This is a genomic window from Paraburkholderia metrosideri (assembly GCF_904848625.1).
GTDB lineage: Bacteria > Pseudomonadota > Gammaproteobacteria > Burkholderiales > Burkholderiaceae > Paraburkholderia > Paraburkholderia metrosideri.
This window is the reverse complement of record NZ_CAJHCP010000004.1, coordinates 190,933-207,541: the sequence shown is the minus strand read 5'-3', so window position 1 is coordinate 207,541 and position 16,609 is coordinate 190,933. Positions and strand designations below refer to the sequence as shown.

Sequence of the window (16,609 nt, the reverse complement as noted above, 5' to 3'; positions counted from 1 at the left end):
CATGCATGTGCAGCCGAACCTGTCCGCTACCGCCTTTCTGATCGCCGACGCTGCCCGCGCCGCCATGCTGATGGCGTTGACCGATGGCCGTGCGCTACCGGCCGGCGAATTGGCCCACGCCGCGGGGGTGACGGCACAGACGGCGAGCAGTCATCTCGCGAAGTTGCTCGATGGCGGGCTGCTCTCGGTCGAGCAGCAGGGGCGTCACCGCTACTACCGGCTCGCCGACCCGCAGGTTGCGCTTGCGCTCGAAAGCCTCGCGTCGATTGGCGCGAGGGGAACGGTCCGTCGCAAGGCGCCGACCCGCGATGCGCGAAAGCTGCGTCTCGCGCGCTGTTGCTACGACCATCTCGCGGGCCAGGCGGGTGTCGCGATTACGCTGGGTCTGATGGAACGCGGCTTTCTTCTGCCGGCATCCGACAAAACGTTCGACGTGACGCCAGCGGGGACGGCGTGGTTCGGCAGCATGGGGCTCGATATCGACGCATTGCGGCCGGGGCGTCACGGGATCGCGCGACAGTGCCTCGACTGGACCGAACGGCGTCATCATCTTGCCGGACCACTCGGCGTAGGATTGCTTGACCTGCTTTGTTCAAAAGGATGGCTGCGGCGCGCAAAGGCGTCGCGGGAAGTGCAGATCACGCCGGACGGCTGGGCAGGATTGCGGGAACAGTTGGGGCTGACACCGGAGTCGATCGAGCGTGCTGGACAGCGCGCCGACGAGCCGGAATCGTGATGGCGGTTTTTTCGCGCTTGAGCCTGGCGAGGCGACGTGGGATTTTGCGGCGACAGTTGTCATTGCCATCGTGCCGCGCGAGCCGCCAGACGCGAGCCGCGAGCCGCGAGCCGCCAGCCGCTAGCCCGTCCACCTCGATCACTCAAAGCCGGCGGCGCCAGCCATCGCCCTCACACCCAGCAATAACCAACGGAGCTCATCATGCGAATCCAGACAGCATTTCTCTTCGATCTCGACGGCACGCTCGTCGACAGCGTCTACCAGCACGTGCTGGCCTGGAAAGAGGCGCTGGACAGTGAAGGGATCCCGCTGTCGGTATGGCGGATACATCGCAAGATCGGCATGAGCGGCGGCCTGTTCACCGATCAGCTGATGCGCGAGACCCACGGCGAAATCAGCGCCGAGCGGGGCGAGCGGCTGCGTCACGCGCATGCCGACGCCTATCAGCGGATGCGCGCGCAGGTGTGCCCGCTGCCCGGCGCGCGCGCGTTGCTCGACGCGCTGACGCAAGCCGGCACACCGTGGGCAGTGGCCACCAGCGGTCGTATGGAAACGGCGGCGCTCAACCTGGCGGCGCTGGGAGTCGATCCGGCGCATGCCGTCGTCGTCACGCGCGACGACGTCAAGTATGCGAAGCCGGACCCGGATCTGTTCATGGCCGCGGCGCTGCGCCTTGGCGTGCCGATCGAACACACGGTGGTGGTCGGCGACAGCATCTGGGACATGCTGGCCGCGCGGCGCTGTCGTTCGCTGGGTGTCGGTCTGCTGTCCGGCGGCTATGGGACGGACGAACTCGAGCGCGCAGGTGCGCTGCGCGTCTACGACGATCCCGCGGATCTGCTAACGCATCTGGACGAGGTGGCGTCGCGGCCATAATCGTCGACGAGCACGTTTCAGCTGGAGGCGGCTGGATCCGCGCGATGCGTCAATGCTTGCCGTACTGCGAATTCGACTGCGATTCCGGCGTCACTCGGGAGGATTCTCTGACCAGCTGATCGGTCATCGCCGCCGCGACCGGATGCGAACCATGGGCCGTCGGCGGCGGTGCCGGTAGAGACGGATCAGGTTTCGCCGACTCCTTGACGAGCCGCGCCGTCATTGCCGCCGAGACTGACTTCGATGGCGGCTGCGCTTCGTGTCGATGCGAGTCGTCGTGCTTACGCCCGTGTTCCTGCTCGGCTAGCTGAACGGGTTTCGAATTCGTGCGCGCATTCCGGCGCGCTTCAGCCGATGCCTGCGCACGGGAAGTCGCGCGCGATTTATCCGCGGCATGGGGTACGTCGCGACTGGCCTGTGGCGCGGCAGTCGCGATCGACGGGGCCGCCACGGCAGGCGCCGGGCGCGCCATCGCGAGTGTGTCCGCCGCGTGCGCCTGCGTGGCCGTACCGGTCACGCTGCCGGAGGCCATCTGCGCTGCGCTGGCCACAGCGCTGGCCGGTGCATCTACTCTGGCCGGAATGGTGGTGTCACTGACCACCGTGCCGGCTGCGGCCGGCGCCCGTTCATCATCCTTTGGAAAAAGCAGATAACCGGCGACGCCCAGATCAACCACGAGCAAGCCGATTATCAACACCTTGCCGGTATTCGTCATATTTAACCAACAGATTATTCAGGGAGTGCAATTAATCGATGATAAACGACTGCTCCTGGACCTGGAGCGCCGCTGCCAGCCGGCGGAACAGGGAGCGCAACGGACAATCCGCCTTGTCGCCGCGATCATCGCTTCATTCCTTTCCTGCCAGAATCCAACAGATTTATCCAATTCGCATACGCTTATAACGGTCCGATGCAACTTTGTACTGTTCAGGCAAAGTCCCCTGTACTATACGGTTCAGCGGGGAACAGCCGGCAGTCGGCGTTCGGTATCGGGTGGAGGGCCCGGTACGGGGCGCACGGGTATGTCCCCTCATGAACAACCGGCGACGGCCGAAGCGGCAAAAGCAAAGCGCTGATCATGCGGTAGACGGCAGGGGTACCGGCCGCCGTCGAAAGTGGGGGCCATCGCGCCCCGGCATGCTGCACGATCGGGCGTCTGACTGGATTGCTGGCTTGCCTCGGGCGTCCCACGGCGGCGGCGCGACGACCACGTGAAAATATGAACAACTTTATTCGACCCCCTGTTTTCTATCCGGCAACGGTTGTATTCGTCGACGACAGCGACAGCTACCTCGACGCATTGCGCCGGTTCTTTCCGGACACCTTTACCAACCTTTTTTTCACGCGACCCCAAAGCGCGCTCGGCTTCATTCGTCAGCACGCTCGCGAAAATTCGCTGGAATTCGCGTCGTCGTCGGCATGTCTGAGCGAGCCGGGTGTCGAGCGTTTCGTCGAGACATCGGCTGAGCGGGACATCGTGGCGCGACCTTCGCGCTTCGAAGAAGTCGCCGCGGTCGTGGTGGATTACGACATGCCGGGCATGAGCGGCGTGGAATTCCTGTCGTCCATCTCCGGTTTGCGTTGCGCGAAAGTGCTGCTGACCGGCGTCGCGGACGAAGCCGTCGCGGTCAAGGCGTTCAACGCCGGCATCGTCGATCTGTATCTGCGCAAGACGGATCCGGATTCGGCCAACCGGCTCGTCCACTTCCTGAAAGACGCCAAGAGCCGGCATTGTTCCGAATCGGGCTGGCTCGCACTGGGCGAGAACGGCATGACCTATTGCGATCCGAGAACGCGCAAGGTGCTTGACGAGGTGGTGGCCGCCGAGAGCATCGTCGAGTACTACTGGCGTCCGGAGCAGAACGCCATTCTGATGTTCGATCGCGACGGCAATCCGAGCATCTTCGTCGCGTGGGCCGAGAACGACTGGATTTCGCAAGGCGAGATCGTGGCCGACGAAGGCGGTCCGAAAGAACTGCTGAGGCAACTGGCGACTCGCGAAGTCATGCCGCTATTCTGGCCGGATCTCGCGTATCGGTCCGGGATGGAATTCAGAATGCTGACACCGCGCGGCATCCCCGGCTGGGACGACGCGTTCTATGGCTGGACGCGGATCGACGCGGCCGACATCGGCCAGGACATCCTGACGTTTGCACAATGGCGGAATGAGCGCAATCGATAGCCCCGGTTGACGTGTCGAGCTATATGTACGCCATTCCCCCGGCCATCGTGTCTGCGATGTTCCTGGTGTTTGGCCTATACATTCTGATCACTCAAGGGGTCACGCGCCTTTCCGTTCCTTTCGTCCTGATGTGTGTCACGACCTTCGCGTGGCAAGGCGCGTGGACGCTGCTGTTCCAGACGGACAATCCGCAGATCGCCGGCTGGCTCGTCCGGCTGGGATATCTGTTCATTCTGTTTCTGCCGACCACTTTCTATCATTTCGTCATCGAGGTGACGGGGCGCCGCAGCGAACAGCCCATGTTGCTCGTGTCTTACGGCCTGTGCGTGGGCCTGGCGGCATTGCTTCCGGGCGACCAGGTGATCGCCGGGTATCAGCGGCAATTCTTCGGCTTTTATCCGCTCGCAGGACCGTTGCATCCGTTGCACGTCGCGCAAACCGTGGTGCTCGCCGGACGCTGCGCGCAGATTCTTCTTGCCGCGCGCAGGCAGTCGGTCGGAGAAGCGCGCAAGCGTCTCAATCTCTGCCTCGCGGTCTTGTGCCTGTACTCCTTCGCGGCCATCGACTACGCGGTCAACTACCGCTACTCGTTCTATCCACCAGGCGTGTTGTTCGTCGCGCTGAGCCTCGGGCTGCTGGCTATCACGATCGTCCGGTACCGCCTGATCCATCCGTACGCACTCGCGGCCACCATCGCGCATGAGATTTCGACACCGCTCGCGACCATCGGCATGCACGCGGATGAAATCGCCAGCATGTGGACGCACGTGTTCAAGGGCTACCGGCTGGCGGTCTCGCACGGTCTTTATGAAGACCGCGAACAGTGGGCGCAGTCCGAGCGCATCAGCCAACTCGCGTCGGCGATCCGGCGTGAGGTCGCGGGCACCACGGCGATGGTCGAAATGGCGCTCGCCTCGTTCACGCTCGACCGGCTGGACCGCAGCCGTTTCAGCGTGCATTCGCTACAGCATTGTGTGACCGCGGCGCTGGAGCGCTATCCGTTTCGTGGCGACGAACGCTCACTGGTCACGGTCATTTCGATCGCCCCGAGCGTGAGATTTTCGGGCTCGGACACCGTGGTGATCTTCGTGCTGTTCAACCTGCTGAAAAACGCCTTTCACGCGATCCGGATTGCCGGTGACGGCCAGATCGTCATCAGCGCGGTTCAGCAGGACGACTTCTGCGTGCTGCAATTCCGCGATACCGGGCCAGGCATTGCACCAGAGGTGTTGCCCCGCATCTTCGACGCATTCTATTCGACCAAGCAGCACGGCAACGGCGCGGGCATGGGGCTCGCGTTCTGCCGTCGGGCGACGGAGCTGTTGGGCGGGAGCATCGACTGCAGCTCGGTGCCCGGACTGCACACTACGTTCACCGTGCGGTTGCCGCTTCCGGGGACGCTGGCTGACCGGACCTCGGGTCCGGCGCAGGCGGATTCACTCGCCGGCATCAGGGCGAAACGTTAGCGCGCGGTTAGCGCGACCGATGGGCCCTCGGCATGGTAATCGCCGCGTCAATCGACGGTTTCAACCACCCGCCGACAGCGCATATCACTGCCCCATGCAACTCAAAAATGGCAAACCTGCCATCCGATGATGGATTGTGTCGTTTTCCGCAACAGTGAATTCGTTGACTAGGTATTTACCCTAGGTGTCTCTGATCCTACACTTCCTCCATCCGCTGAAGACACACAGGTGTTTCAGCGCAGTACAAAACAATCTCTGGAGGTAGGAATCATGAAGTCGCTGATCGAAGCTGTTGTTATCGCCGCCCTTATCACCGCGCCGTTGGCTGCGTTTTCGCAAACCAACCAGCCGGTTACCCGCGCTCAGGTGCGCGCCGAGCTGATCCAGCTGGAAAAGGCTGGCTACAATCCGGCCACCGCGAACGATGTCGACTACCCGGCCGATCTTCAGGCCGCTGAAGCGCGTGTTGCCACTCAGAACGCCGCCGCTCAAACCAGCGGTTACGGTTCGGGCGCGAACGGTTCGTCGCAGGCAGGCGCCCGCACCGATACGCAGTCGACTTCGTATTCGGCACCGGTCGTCAACTACGGTCATTAATCGTGACGTATTGATCGCAGAGCGGGCGGTGCGCCCGCTCTGGAAGCAGCAGGTAGTCAACATGAATGGCTTGCGTTCACCAACGGGTGATGCAGGCCATTTGTGTATTCAGACGACGGTTCAGTGGCTGGCGCGACGTGCGTGGGCCGATCCGCCGCCGTTGACATGACGCGCCCGGTCGCTCAGATCACGCGCGTTCGCCTTGACGGCCTCCGTGTCCAGCGGATTTCCTTCGTGCCCGGCGGAAACTTCGTGAAGTGGCTGATTTTGCGTCCATCGGTCAGCGTGACCTGGACGTATTGCATGGCGGCCCAGAATCCGCAGCGCTCTGCATGCCAGCGAGCAGGCGTGGGCCAGCCCGCCCTGACCAGAAAGCGCTCCGTTGTCGAGTCGAATCTGAAAATAAGATTGAGTCGATCTGTTTAATTCATTTTTAAAGATGGATCATCGTGCGTACTCTGTCGTCATGAAACAGGCGCGGAGTGCGGCAATCATGAGCGATCAATTGAATCTTCCAGCAAACGGGCTCGGCGCAGCCGCGCCCCCACCTGCGCATAGCAGTTACGCGCAACGTAACGACGCGTACTGGAAACGCAATCTCGCTGTCTGTGTATTCGGATCGTTCACGACGCTCGTGAGCCTGAGCATGTTGCTGCCTTTCCTGCCGCTTTACGTCGAGCAACTCGGCGTCAGATCGCCGGCTGCGGTAGTCCAATGGTCCGGCGTCGCATTCGGCGCGACCTTTTTCGGCACCGCGATCACCGCGCCGATCTGGGGGCGCCTCGCCAATCGATACGGCCGCAAGCCGATGCTCGTGCGGGCCGCCATCGGCATGGCGGTGGTGATGTCGTTGATCGGCGTAGCGCGCAACGTGACCGACCTCGTGACGCTGCGGCTGCTGGCGGGGCTGATCGGCGGCTATGCATCGGCGTCGATCGTGATGATCGGCACGCAGGCGCCGCGTGAACGCGCCGGATGGGCGCTCGGCGTGCTGTCCATCGGTGCGCTGTCGGGCAATCTGATCGGGCCGCTCGTCGGCGGCTTTCTTCCTGGCTGGGTCGGGATTCGCGGCACGTTTTTCGTCGGTGGCGCGATGATCGCCGTGGCTGCGGTGGCGACCATGCTGCTGGTGCGCGAAGACTTCGATCATGCCGCGGATACCAAACGGCGGCTCGCGGCAAGCGGATCGTCCAGTACAAAAGCGAACCGCGTGGTGATCCCCGCGTTGCTCGTGACGGCGATGATGGTGTTGCTCGCGAACATGTCCATCGAGCCGATCATCACCGTGTACATCGGGCAACTGGGCGTGCCGCACGCGCATCTCGCCCGCACCGCAGGGATCGTGATGGCGGCCTCCGCGTTTGGCAGCATGCTGACCGCGTCGCGATTGGGGGCGCTCGCGGATCGGATCGGCGGATGGAATGTGATTATCGGATGCCTGGCAGCGACGGCGCTGGTCATGCTGCCTCAGGCGTTCGTCACGCACTGGTGGCAACTGGCGGTACTGCGGGGACTGATGGGAATGACGATTGCCGGCCTGCTGCCTTCCATTGCTAAACTCGTGCGTCATTCCGTCGATGAAAGCCACTCGGGAACGACGCTGGGCTATCTGCAATCGGCCCAGTTCACGGGGCAGGTGGTCGGTCCGTTGATTGGCGGACAGATCGGCGCGCACATTGGCTTGCAGCCGGTTTTCTTCGTCACCGCGTTTTTGTTGCTGGTGTGTGCAGCGATGAATCTTTGGGTGCGGTCACGTCATTCGCACGGGGTTTGAACGCGTGGCCAGCGCCGTTTCTACAAGGCACATTCGATCCCGTGTGGTTCACACGGGATCGAATACTGTTGCAGCGCTAATCGTTACGCGCCGACCTTCAACAACACCGGGTCGTTACGGTACAAATCCGGAAACATGCGCTTGAGCTCGCTCACCTTGGGCAAATCGTTGATCGCGATATACGGATAGTCCGGATGAAGCACCAGGAAGTTCTGGTGATAGTTTTCAGCTGGATAAAAGCCCTTGAAGTTCTCGACCCGCGTGACGATCGGCGCCGGAAACACATGCGCCTTATCCAGTTGCGCGATATAGGTCGTCGCGACGTTGCGCTGCTGCGCATCGGCCGGAAAAATAGCCGACCGGTATTGGGTGCCGTGGTCGGGTCCCTGGTAATTCAACTCGGTGGGATCGTGGGCGACCGAAAAGAAAATCTGCAACAGGCGTCCGTACGTAATCTGCGTCGGGTCATACGTGATCTGCACGGACTCCGCGTGCCCGGTGTCGCCTTCGCTGACGGTTTCATATTGCGCGGTGCCTGCCGCTCCGCCTGAATAGCCGGACGCCACCTGCTTCACGCCGCGCACATGTTCGAAGACCCCTTGAACGCCCCAGAAGCATCCGCCCGCAAACACCGCGGTTTCACTATGCGTGGCGCCGACCTGTTCGTCCTGAACGGGCGCTGGGATTTTTGTTGCGGCTTCGGCGGAATAGGCGAATCGCTGCGCCGCGAACACACTCGCGGCAATCGCGACGCATCCTGCGATTCGGGTGATGACGGTGCGCTTCCTGAAGGCAGCGTTGCTGGAAGGTGTCGATTGCATGATGTCGGTTCCTCAGAGGTTCATTGATTCACTTCACGTTGCACGCTTCACGTTTGATGCGCTGTATTTCACGCGCCGAGTTAGCCGAACGTGAACGCATAGGCCTGCACGCCCGGGTCGAGAAATTCAATCGAGAACGTGTGATCCGCGACGGCGCCCGTCTGTCGCACGAGTTGATAAAGACGCTGTTCGGTGACAATGCCGCTACCGTCGGCGGCAACGTCGGTGCCATGTGCCGCGCCGGGTGCGTTGCCGTCCACACTGACGCGGAAACGAACCGGCTTGCCGTCACTGCCCGGACCCAGCACGAGGTGCAGGTCACGCGCATGGAAGCGGTAGACGATGCGCCCCGAAGCCGCCGCAAGATTCGCGTGCTCTGCACCGACCTTCCATGCACCGGCCAGCCCCCAATCGTTGACCGCGGGCTGCGACGGCGCGGCATACGTGTGCACCTTGTCCGGCGCTGCGCCGCCCGGCGACGCAAAATTCTCCGCGCGCTGGTAACCGATATAGGTTTCGGGCGACTGCATGTCCGCGTTATCGGCGGCGGCCTGCACACCTTGCGCGCTCGTATTGGCAATGCCGATGGCGACCTTCGATGCATCTGCGTGACCGGCTTCCGCAAGCAGTTGCTGGATCACTTTTTCCGACTCCGCATAATCGCCTTCGCCGAAATGGTGATAGCGAATCTGACCTTTCGCATCGACGAAGTAGTGGGCCGGCCAGTACTGGTTATTCAGCGCGCGCCAGATTGCGTAGTTGTTGTCGATCGCGACCGGATAGTCGACCCCCAGGTCATGGGTGGCCTTTTTCACGTTGTCGATATTACGTTCGAACGCGAACTCCGGTGCATGCACGCCGATCACGACGAGCCCCTGATCCTTGTACTTCTGCGCCCACGCTTTGACATACGGCAGCGAACGCAGGCAGTTGATGCACGAGTAAGTCCAGAAATCGACCAGCACGACCTTGCCGCGCAAATCCTGGGTGGTCAGCGGAGGCGAATTCAGCCACTGCACGGCGCCGTTCAACGAAGGCAATTCGCCTTCGACGGGCAACGGTGCGGGGTTGGCCGCAGCGTGATCGGCGGCGCGCATCATTGAACCGGAGGCCATCGCGGGGCCTGCGTTGCTGTCCGTTGCGAGCTGCGCCGGGGTGTTGGCAGCCATCATCGCGCCATTGCCGGACGTATCGATCGAACTGCTTGCAACGGCTGGTTGGCGTTGCGAAGAGGCGGGCGCAAACCGGTCGACCAGTCTTTGTTCGAGACCGCCCGTCGCCACCGTCGACACCCGTGCCAACACACCGGTATCAAGACCCAGCGAGATCGCCACGACGCCGAGCAGCATCGCTGCGCCGATCCCGCGCCGAATCCATTCGCCCGCGCCGAGCGAGCGCTTCATCGCCGTGAACACCTTGCCGCCGATCAACAACGCCACCGCGAGCGACGTCGCCGCACCGGCCGCATAGGCCGCGAGCAACAGCGTCGTGCCGACGCTGGCGCCGCGCAATGCGGCGCCGGTCAACACCAGCCCAAGGATCGGACCCGCGCACGGCGCCCACAGCAGGCCCGTTGCAATGCCAAGCAGAAACGACGAACCTGCGCGAACCTGCTGACCGTCCCCCTGCGCGAAATTCGACAGACGGTTGCCGGCACTGACGAACGGTCGCATCAGATGTTCGGCGAAGCGGGGCAGCAGCAGCGTCAAGCCGAACACGGCCAGCAAGACGATGGCGACCCAGCGGCCGTACTGGTTGGCCTGCGTGACCCAACCGCCGCCCACTGCAGCCAGCGTCGCGACCAGCGCGAAGGTGAGCGCCATGCCTGCGAGGAGCGGCAATCCGCTGCGCACGAAAGGCTGGTCGGCGCGGGCGAACACGAAGGGCAGGACGGGCAGAATGCAGGGACTGAGGATCGTAAGGGCACCGCCAAGGTAGGCGAGGACGATGAGTAGCATGTCGGTTCCAGACGTTTGTTTGAGTTCGTTTGAATCAGTCAGGCTTAAGCCGGCGTGAAGGTCATGGCCACGCCGTTCATGCAGTAGCGCAGGCCGGTCGGTTGCGGACCGTCGTCGAACACATGGCCGAGGTGGCCGCCGCAGCGCACGCAATGTACTTCCGTGCGCGACATCGAGAACGAGCTGTCCGAGTGGGTCGCCACCGCGTGATCGAGCGGCGCCCAGAAGCTCGGCCAGCCGGTATGGCTGTCGAACTTGGTGCGCGACGCGAATACATTGAGCTGACATCCCGCACAGGCGAACGTACCCACGCGATGCTCATTGTTCAGCGGACTGGTGTACGGACGCTCGGTGCCTTCCTGGCGCAGCACCGCATACTGGTCCGGGCTCAGGGCCTTGCGCCATTGGTCGTCCGTGCGGGTGAACGGAAAATGCTCGCCGGGTTTGGCGGCGTCGGCCGGTGTGGCGGCAAGCGCCCGCCAGCGGCCGGTGCTGGTCAGCGCGGCGAGCGCCGCAGCGCCGGAAAAAGCGGATAAAAGGAAGCGCCTTCTGCGTTGCATGATGTGCCCCTCGACGTTCAATGTTGCGGAAAGTGGCGTCATCGTAGGATGCGCCCGATCCCGAAGTCCTCACGAAAAGTTAAATTAAATGTGATAACTCGCGGCCTGAAAAATCTGCACAATGAGGCCACGGCGCGCGTGGGCTGAAACCCTTTCCGGTCAATGCGCTCGCCGCTTCGTTGAACCGCCTGAGAACGTACGCACCCAAGCCCTCCATGGACCATCCGAAGCGCATCCTGATCGTCGAAGACGACGTCGACATTGCCAACCTGCTGAGCCTGCATCTGCGCGACGAGCGCTACGAAGTCGTGCACAGCGCCGACGGCAACGAAGGGCTGCGCCTGCTGGAGCAGGGCGGCTGGGACGCGCTGATCCTCGATCTGATGCTGCCGGGCGTCGACGGCCTGGAAATCTGCCGGCGCGCGCGGGCGATGACGCGCTATACGCCGATCATCATCACCAGTGCGCGCTCGAGCGAAGTCCACCGGATTCTCGGGCTGGAACTCGGCGCGGACGATTACCTCGCCAAGCCGTTCTCCGTGCTCGAACTGGTGGCGCGGGTCAAGGCGTTGCTGCGGCGCGTCGAGGCGATGGCGAAAAATTCGCGGATCGACGCGGGCAGCCTGCACATTGCGGGCATCAGGATCGATCCATTGACGCGTGAAGCCGTGGTGGACGGCACGCCGATCGAATTGACACCGCGCGAATTCGACCTGCTGTATTACTTCGCGCAACACCCAGGCAAGGTGTTTTCGCGGATGGACCTCCTGAACGCCGTGTGGGGCTATCAGCACGAAGGCTACGAGCACACGGTCAACACACATATCAACCGGCTGCGCGCGAAGATCGAGGCCGACCCGGCCCAGCCCGAGCGCATCCTTACCGTGTGGGGACGCGGCTACAAGCTGGCCGTGCCCGGCGAAGCCGCCACCCCTGCTACCCATAAGGACGCGCCGTGAATCTGACGCTGACCCAGCGGCTCTCGCTCGTCTTTTCCGCGCTGCTGCTCGCGTGCTGTGGCGCGTCGGCGTGGCTGCAAATCCGCTCGAGCGACCTGCACGAAATGGAAGTCGTGCAGAACCTGTCGAAGAATCTCGCCGACCATATCGCGCACCGCACCACGCTGATGGACGCGAACGGTTTGCGGCCTGATGCGGTGCGTCAGTTGTTCGGCCAGTTGATGATGGTGAACCCGAGCGTCGAGGTGTATCTGCTCGACAATCAGGGGCGAATTCAGGGCGATGATGCGCCGGCGGGTCACGTCAAGCGTGAACAGATCGATCTCGCGCCGATCCAGCGCTTTATCGCGGGCGACGCGCTGCCGATTCTCGGCGACGACCCACGCAGCATCGACGGCAAGAAGGTGTTCAGCGCCGCGCCGCTACAGACCAATGGCCAGCCGCCGTCCGGCTATATCTACGTAGTGCTGCTCGGCGAAGAGCACGACGCGCTCGCCGCGCGCGTGGCGGCCAGTTCGGTGTTGCGCACCACGTTATGGTCGATGGCACTGGTTGCGCTGTTGGGCCTGCTGGCAGGTTTGACGGCGTTCGGGTTGATCACGCGGCCGCTGCGCCGCCTGACCGACGCGATGCGCCGCTTCGACGCGGAAGGCGAGCCCGACACGCAGCCCAGCGTGCCGCGCTCCGCGCCAGCCGGGCGGGGCGACGAGATCGCGGTACTCGAAGCCACCTTCGCGCAGATGGCGAAGCGGATTGGCGAACAATGGCGCGCGCTGACGCGGCAGGATCAACAGCGGCGCGAACTGATCGCCAATATTTCGCACGACCTGCGCACGCCATTGACGTCGCTGCATGGTTATCTGGAAACCTTGTCGCTGAAGGCCAATACCCTGGGCGAAACCGAGCGCTCGCGTTATCTGGCGATTGCGCTCGCGCAAAGCGTCAAGGTGGGGCGGCTCGCGCAGTCGTTATTCGAACTGGCGCGGCTCGAACACGGCAACGTGCAACCGGTGTTCGAGCAGTTCTCGCTGGTCGATCTCGTGCAGGATGTGTTTCAGAAGTTCGAGTTGCCGGCCGAGGCGCGGCATATCCAGTTGCGCGCGGGCATTCCGCCGCGATTGCCGACTGTTTGCGCCGACCTGGGCATGATCGAGCGAGTGCTGACCAACCTGCTCGACAACGCGATCCGCCACACGCCGCGCGATGGGGCGATCGACGTCGATCTGGCGAGCGAGGACGGCAAGGTGTCGGTCACCGTCAGCGATACGGGGCCGGGTATTCCGGTGGCGCAGCGCGAAGGTCTGTTCGAACGCCCGTTCAACGCAAGCGGTGCGCATCGTGGCGGCGGACTCGGGCTGCTGATCGTGCAGCGGATGCTGCAATTGCATCGCAGCCAGATACGTTTGCTCGATCGTGACGGAACGGGTACGGCGTTCCGCTTCGAACTGCCGACTACGGAGAAATCGGCGGCGGCGGATTTGAAGCTTTAACGCTTTAAAGCCGCCGCGTCACTTAAATGCGGATCAGCACGGCGCCCAGCGTCACCAGCGCGCATGCCACGATCCGCCGTGGCGTCAACTTTTCGCGCATGAACAGCCAGCCGATCAGCACCGCGAAGATCGAACTCATTTCGCGCAATGCCGACACCATCGCAATAGGCAGATAGCGATAGGCCTCGATAATCAGGCAATACGCGCTGAGCGCCAGCACGCCTGACGCCATCCCCTTGAGCACCACCGTGCGGCCGATAAAGAGCCCTTTGGCGCCGCCGCGCCAATGCCACGCGAGCAGAAACTGCGGGATATTCCAGATCAGATAGACCCACATGATGTAGCTCAGGCCATTGCCCGCCACGCGCGCGCCGATTCCGTCGACCACCGAATACGCCGAGATGAACAGCCCGGTCAGCAGCGCGAACGGCACGCTCTCGCCGGAGAAACGCATGCCCCTTCGAAACGCCAGCGAGATGATCCCGAGCGACACCAGCGCCACGCCTAGCGCCGCGAGCGGCTTGAGCGCTTCGTGCGCGAACACCAGGGCGCCGACGAATACCAGCATCGGCGAAAGACCGCGCGCAATCGGATAGATCTGGCCGAAGTCGCCGCTCTTATACGCGCGGATCAACGCCAGCAGATAGCCGAATTCCAGCACCACCGACGCGACGATGTACGGCCATGCAGCCGGCGCGGGCATCGGCAGCACGATCACGCCGATCGCGCCGACGGCGATATACGGAATCGCCATCATGCCGAGCAGCCAGACCCGGTCTTCAGAGAGGTGCAGGAACGCGTTCCAGGTGGCGTGAAGCAGCGCGGAAAACAGGACTAGCAGGACGACAAAGGTTTCCATCGACGACGGGGGGAAGTAAGGCGGCCAAAGGCGGCAAGGCGGTGATTATTCCAGTAGAACGTGGGAATTGAAGATTGGGCGACTAAAGTTAAGGGGCTTTGTTGGGAGAAATGCGGCAATTTGTGGCGTGGATGAACGGGCGAATGCGGGCTCCAGCAGCGTCCCGATCGACACGCTAGCGGCGCGACGAAACACCCCCGCCGCTGACGCTATGTGTGTCGTTTCCGCGTCGCCAGCAAGACGCACAGAAGGCACCTAAAAGGCAGGCAGACGACCGGCAAATGACACCCATATGACACGATTCGCACGGCCTCGAAGCCATCAGGCATGATCGCGCGCAGCCAGGCTATATTGCGTGATTCAGCGTGCGGTCCCTAATAATCGTGCCATTCCTTGCGACGTTGTCATGAAGCCTTTGAGCTTTCTCCCCGACAGTTTTGCAGAGTACGAAGATCTCAAATCGATCCTCGACCAGGGCAGCGCCAGCTTCGAAATCCACACCGCCTGCGAAACCTCGGTGCGGGGGCGGAATTTCGCCGTGTACACCGCGAGCATCGGTTCGACCGATCCGCTCGCGCCGGCCATCGGGTTTTTCGGCGGCATCCACGGACTCGAACGGATTGGCTCGCAACTCGTGCTCGACTACATGCGCGCGCTGCTCGCGCGGCTCGAATGGGACGAACTGCTGGTGCGCGAACTGCAATCCATCCGGCTGATCTTCGTTCCGATCGTCAACCCCGGCGGAATGTGGGCGTCGACACGCTCCAATCCGAACGGCGTCGACCTGATGCGCAACGCGCCGCAGAACGCCGACGAACGGGTGCCTCCGCTTGCGGGCGGTCAGCGCGTCGGCGCGTGGCTGCCGTGGTATCGAGGCCGTGAGGGCAGTCCGATGGAAGCGGAGGCCGCTGCGCTGCTGCAGGTGGTCGAAACGCAACTGGCCAGCCGTCCTTTGAGTATCGCGCTCGACTGTCATTCGGGTTACGGCTGGCGCGACAGCATCTGGTTTCCGTATGCGCGAACCCGCAAGCTGATGCCCCATCTGCCGGAAATGTACGTGCTGAAAAACATGTTCGAACGCGCGCATCCGCATCATGGCTACGCGTTCGAGCCGCAGAGCCATCAGTACCTGTTGCACGGCGATCTATGGGATTTCGCCTACGACCGCGCCCCTGCCTCCAGCATCTTTCTGCCGATGACCCTCGAACTCGGCTCGTGGCTGTGGATCAAGAAAAACCCGCGGCAGTTGTTCTCACGTCAGGGCATGTTCAATCCGGTCAAGGCGCATCGCACCGCACGCGTGTTGCGGCGTCATGCGAATCTGTTCGACTTTCTGGCGCGCGCCGCGTTTTCTTCGCAGCGCTGGTTGCCGCTGGGCAATCGCCGCGAGCAACTGCTGCAAAGCGCAATCGACCATTGGTATAGCCCGGTGGTCGCGTGAGCACGTGGATTCTGCTGCGCGGGCTGACGCGCGAAACGCGTCACTGGGGCCGCTTGCCCGAGGTGCTGCGCGAGGCGCTCGGCAGCGGCGAGTTGCTGTTGCTCGATCTGCCGGGCAACGGCGAGTTTGCGCATGGGCGCGCACCGTCCGCGGTCGCGGGCATGGTCGGGTTCGTCCGCGATGCTGCGGTGCAATCGGGCGCGTCCGGCCCGTTTTGCGTGCTGGCGATGTCGCTCGGCGCAATGGTCGCGACCGACTGGGCGCAACGGTATCCCGCTGAAATCGAGCGGCTCGTGTTGATCAATACCAGCATGCGGCCGTTCAGCCGCCCGCAGGAACGGCTGCGTCCTTCGGCGTGGCCGGGGTTGATGGAGGTGGCGGCCCACTGGCGTGACGCGCCGCGCGCCGAGCGCGAGATTCATCGGCTGACCTGTAACAACACCGACTCACTGGGCGCCGATCTCGACGCGTGGAGCGAGATTCGCCGCAGCGCACCAGTGAGCCGGGGCAATGCGCTGCGTCAGCTGTGGGCCGCCGCGCGGTTTGCCGCGGCGGCAGCGAAACCGCCGTGCCCGCTGCTGATTCTTTCGTCCCGCGCGGACAAGCTGGTCAATCCGGCGTGCTCGACGAAGCTCGCGGCGGCGTGGGGGGGCGAGCATCGCGAGCATGCGTGGGCCGGCCACGACCTGCCGCATGACGACCCCGCATGGACCAGCGAGCAGGTCCGCGCCTGGCTGGCCGACCCGCAGGCGCACGGCGTGCGCAGGGGCGTGAGCTAAGCGGGCTGATCACCATGCGGTCACAGCGCGGCAATCTTCAACGGGTATAACCTGGCAGCGTGCTCCGGTCGCATGGCAGGCAGCAGGCGCATAATCCCGTTCAGACGATGC

The 16,609-nt window shown here is 63.2% G+C and carries 15 protein-coding genes; 10 read left to right on the top strand and 5 right to left on the bottom strand.

What is annotated here, in order from left to right; genetic code table 11:
- Window position 1 precedes the first annotated feature (1 nt).
- Together LMG28727_RS09570 and LMG28727_RS09565 are read left to right on the top strand one after the other, a co-directional pair.
- Entirely contained in the window at window positions 2-736 is a 735-nt protein-coding gene (locus LMG28727_RS09570) for an ArsR/SmtB family transcription factor (RefSeq protein ID WP_201642062.1), read from the top strand.
- A 201-nt stretch (window positions 737-937) separates the two neighbouring features.
- On the top strand, window positions 938-1,612 hold the full coding sequence (locus LMG28727_RS09565) for an HAD family hydrolase (protein WP_201642061.1): 675 nt from the start codon (window positions 938-940) through the stop codon (window positions 1,610-1,612).
- Window positions 1,613-1,661: 49 nt separating this feature from the next.
- On the opposite strand, the gene LMG28727_RS09560 is transcribed toward LMG28727_RS09565, so the two are convergent.
- The gene (locus LMG28727_RS09560; RefSeq protein ID WP_201642060.1) at window positions 1,662-2,327 is read right to left on the bottom strand and encodes a hypothetical protein; all 666 of its coding nucleotides are present in this window, start codon (window positions 2,325-2,327) and stop codon (window positions 1,662-1,664) included.
- Between the two features lie 504 nt (window positions 2,328-2,831).
- Here LMG28727_RS09560 and LMG28727_RS09555 point away from each other — a divergent pair.
- The 4 genes from LMG28727_RS09555 (at window position 2,832) to LMG28727_RS09540 (ending at window position 7,631) form a co-directional block, all read left to right on the top strand.
- On the top strand, window positions 2,832-3,794 hold the full coding sequence (locus tag LMG28727_RS09555; protein WP_201642059.1) for a response regulator: 963 nt from the start codon (window positions 2,832-2,834) through the stop codon (window positions 3,792-3,794).
- Window positions 3,795-3,817: 23 nt separating this feature from the next.
- On the top strand, window positions 3,818-5,260 hold the full coding sequence (locus LMG28727_RS09550; protein ID WP_201642058.1) for a sensor histidine kinase: 1,443 nt from the start codon (window positions 3,818-3,820) through the stop codon (window positions 5,258-5,260).
- A 270-nt stretch (window positions 5,261-5,530) separates the two neighbouring features.
- Window positions 5,531-5,857 (top strand): DUF4148 domain-containing protein, encoded by a 327-nt coding sequence (locus LMG28727_RS09545; protein WP_201642057.1) that lies wholly within the window; start codon window positions 5,531-5,533, stop codon window positions 5,855-5,857.
- A 493-nt stretch (window positions 5,858-6,350) separates the two neighbouring features.
- The gene (locus LMG28727_RS09540) at window positions 6,351-7,631 is read left to right on the top strand and encodes an MFS transporter (RefSeq protein ID WP_201642056.1); all 1,281 of its coding nucleotides are present in this window, start codon (window positions 6,351-6,353) and stop codon (window positions 7,629-7,631) included.
- Window positions 7,632-7,714: 83 nt separating this feature from the next.
- On the opposite strand, the gene msrA is transcribed toward LMG28727_RS09540, so the two are convergent.
- The 3 genes from msrA to msrB form a co-directional block, all read right to left on the bottom strand.
- Window positions 7,715-8,452 (bottom strand): peptide-methionine (S)-S-oxide reductase MsrA, encoded by a 738-nt coding sequence (msrA, locus tag LMG28727_RS09535; protein WP_201642055.1) that lies wholly within the window; start codon window positions 8,450-8,452, stop codon window positions 7,715-7,717.
- Window positions 8,453-8,532: 80 nt separating this feature from the next.
- Window positions 8,533-10,410: a cytochrome c biogenesis protein DipZ gene (locus tag LMG28727_RS09530; protein WP_201642054.1), complete on the bottom strand. Its 1,878-nt coding sequence runs from the start codon at window positions 10,408-10,410 to the stop codon at window positions 8,533-8,535.
- 44 nt (window positions 10,411-10,454) lie between these two features.
- Window positions 10,455-10,970 carry a peptide-methionine (R)-S-oxide reductase MsrB gene (msrB, locus tag LMG28727_RS09525; protein WP_201642053.1) on the bottom strand — a complete coding sequence of 172 codons (516 nt, stop codon included), beginning with the start codon at window positions 10,968-10,970 and terminating at the stop codon, window positions 10,455-10,457.
- A gap of 215 nt (window positions 10,971-11,185) precedes the next feature.
- Between msrB and LMG28727_RS09520 the strand changes: the two genes are divergently transcribed.
- Together LMG28727_RS09520 and LMG28727_RS09515 are read left to right on the top strand one after the other, a co-directional pair.
- The gene (locus tag LMG28727_RS09520; RefSeq protein ID WP_201642052.1) at window positions 11,186-11,929 is read left to right on the top strand and encodes a response regulator transcription factor; all 744 of its coding nucleotides are present in this window, start codon (window positions 11,186-11,188) and stop codon (window positions 11,927-11,929) included.
- Window positions 11,926-13,419 (top strand): sensor histidine kinase, encoded by a 1,494-nt coding sequence (locus LMG28727_RS09515; RefSeq protein WP_201642051.1) that lies wholly within the window; start codon window positions 11,926-11,928, stop codon window positions 13,417-13,419. The genes LMG28727_RS09520 and LMG28727_RS09515 overlap by 4 nt, the downstream gene beginning before the upstream one ends.
- A 22-nt stretch (window positions 13,420-13,441) precedes the next feature.
- Here LMG28727_RS09515 and LMG28727_RS09510 read toward each other — a convergent pair whose 3' ends face one another.
- Window positions 13,442-14,278: a DMT family transporter gene (locus LMG28727_RS09510; protein WP_201642050.1), complete on the bottom strand. Its 837-nt coding sequence runs from the start codon at window positions 14,276-14,278 to the stop codon at window positions 13,442-13,444.
- Window positions 14,279-14,684: 406 nt separating this feature from the next.
- Between LMG28727_RS09510 and LMG28727_RS09505 the strand changes: the two genes are divergently transcribed.
- On the top strand, window positions 14,685-15,719 hold the full coding sequence (locus LMG28727_RS09505; protein WP_201642049.1) for a M14 family zinc carboxypeptidase: 1,035 nt from the start codon (window positions 14,685-14,687) through the stop codon (window positions 15,717-15,719).
- Window positions 15,716-16,498, top strand: a complete 783-nt coding sequence (locus tag LMG28727_RS09500; RefSeq protein WP_201642048.1) for an alpha/beta fold hydrolase — start codon at window positions 15,716-15,718, stop codon at window positions 16,496-16,498. The genes LMG28727_RS09505 and LMG28727_RS09500 overlap by 4 nt, the downstream gene beginning before the upstream one ends.
- The last annotated feature ends 111 nt before the right edge of the window (window positions 16,499-16,609 follow it).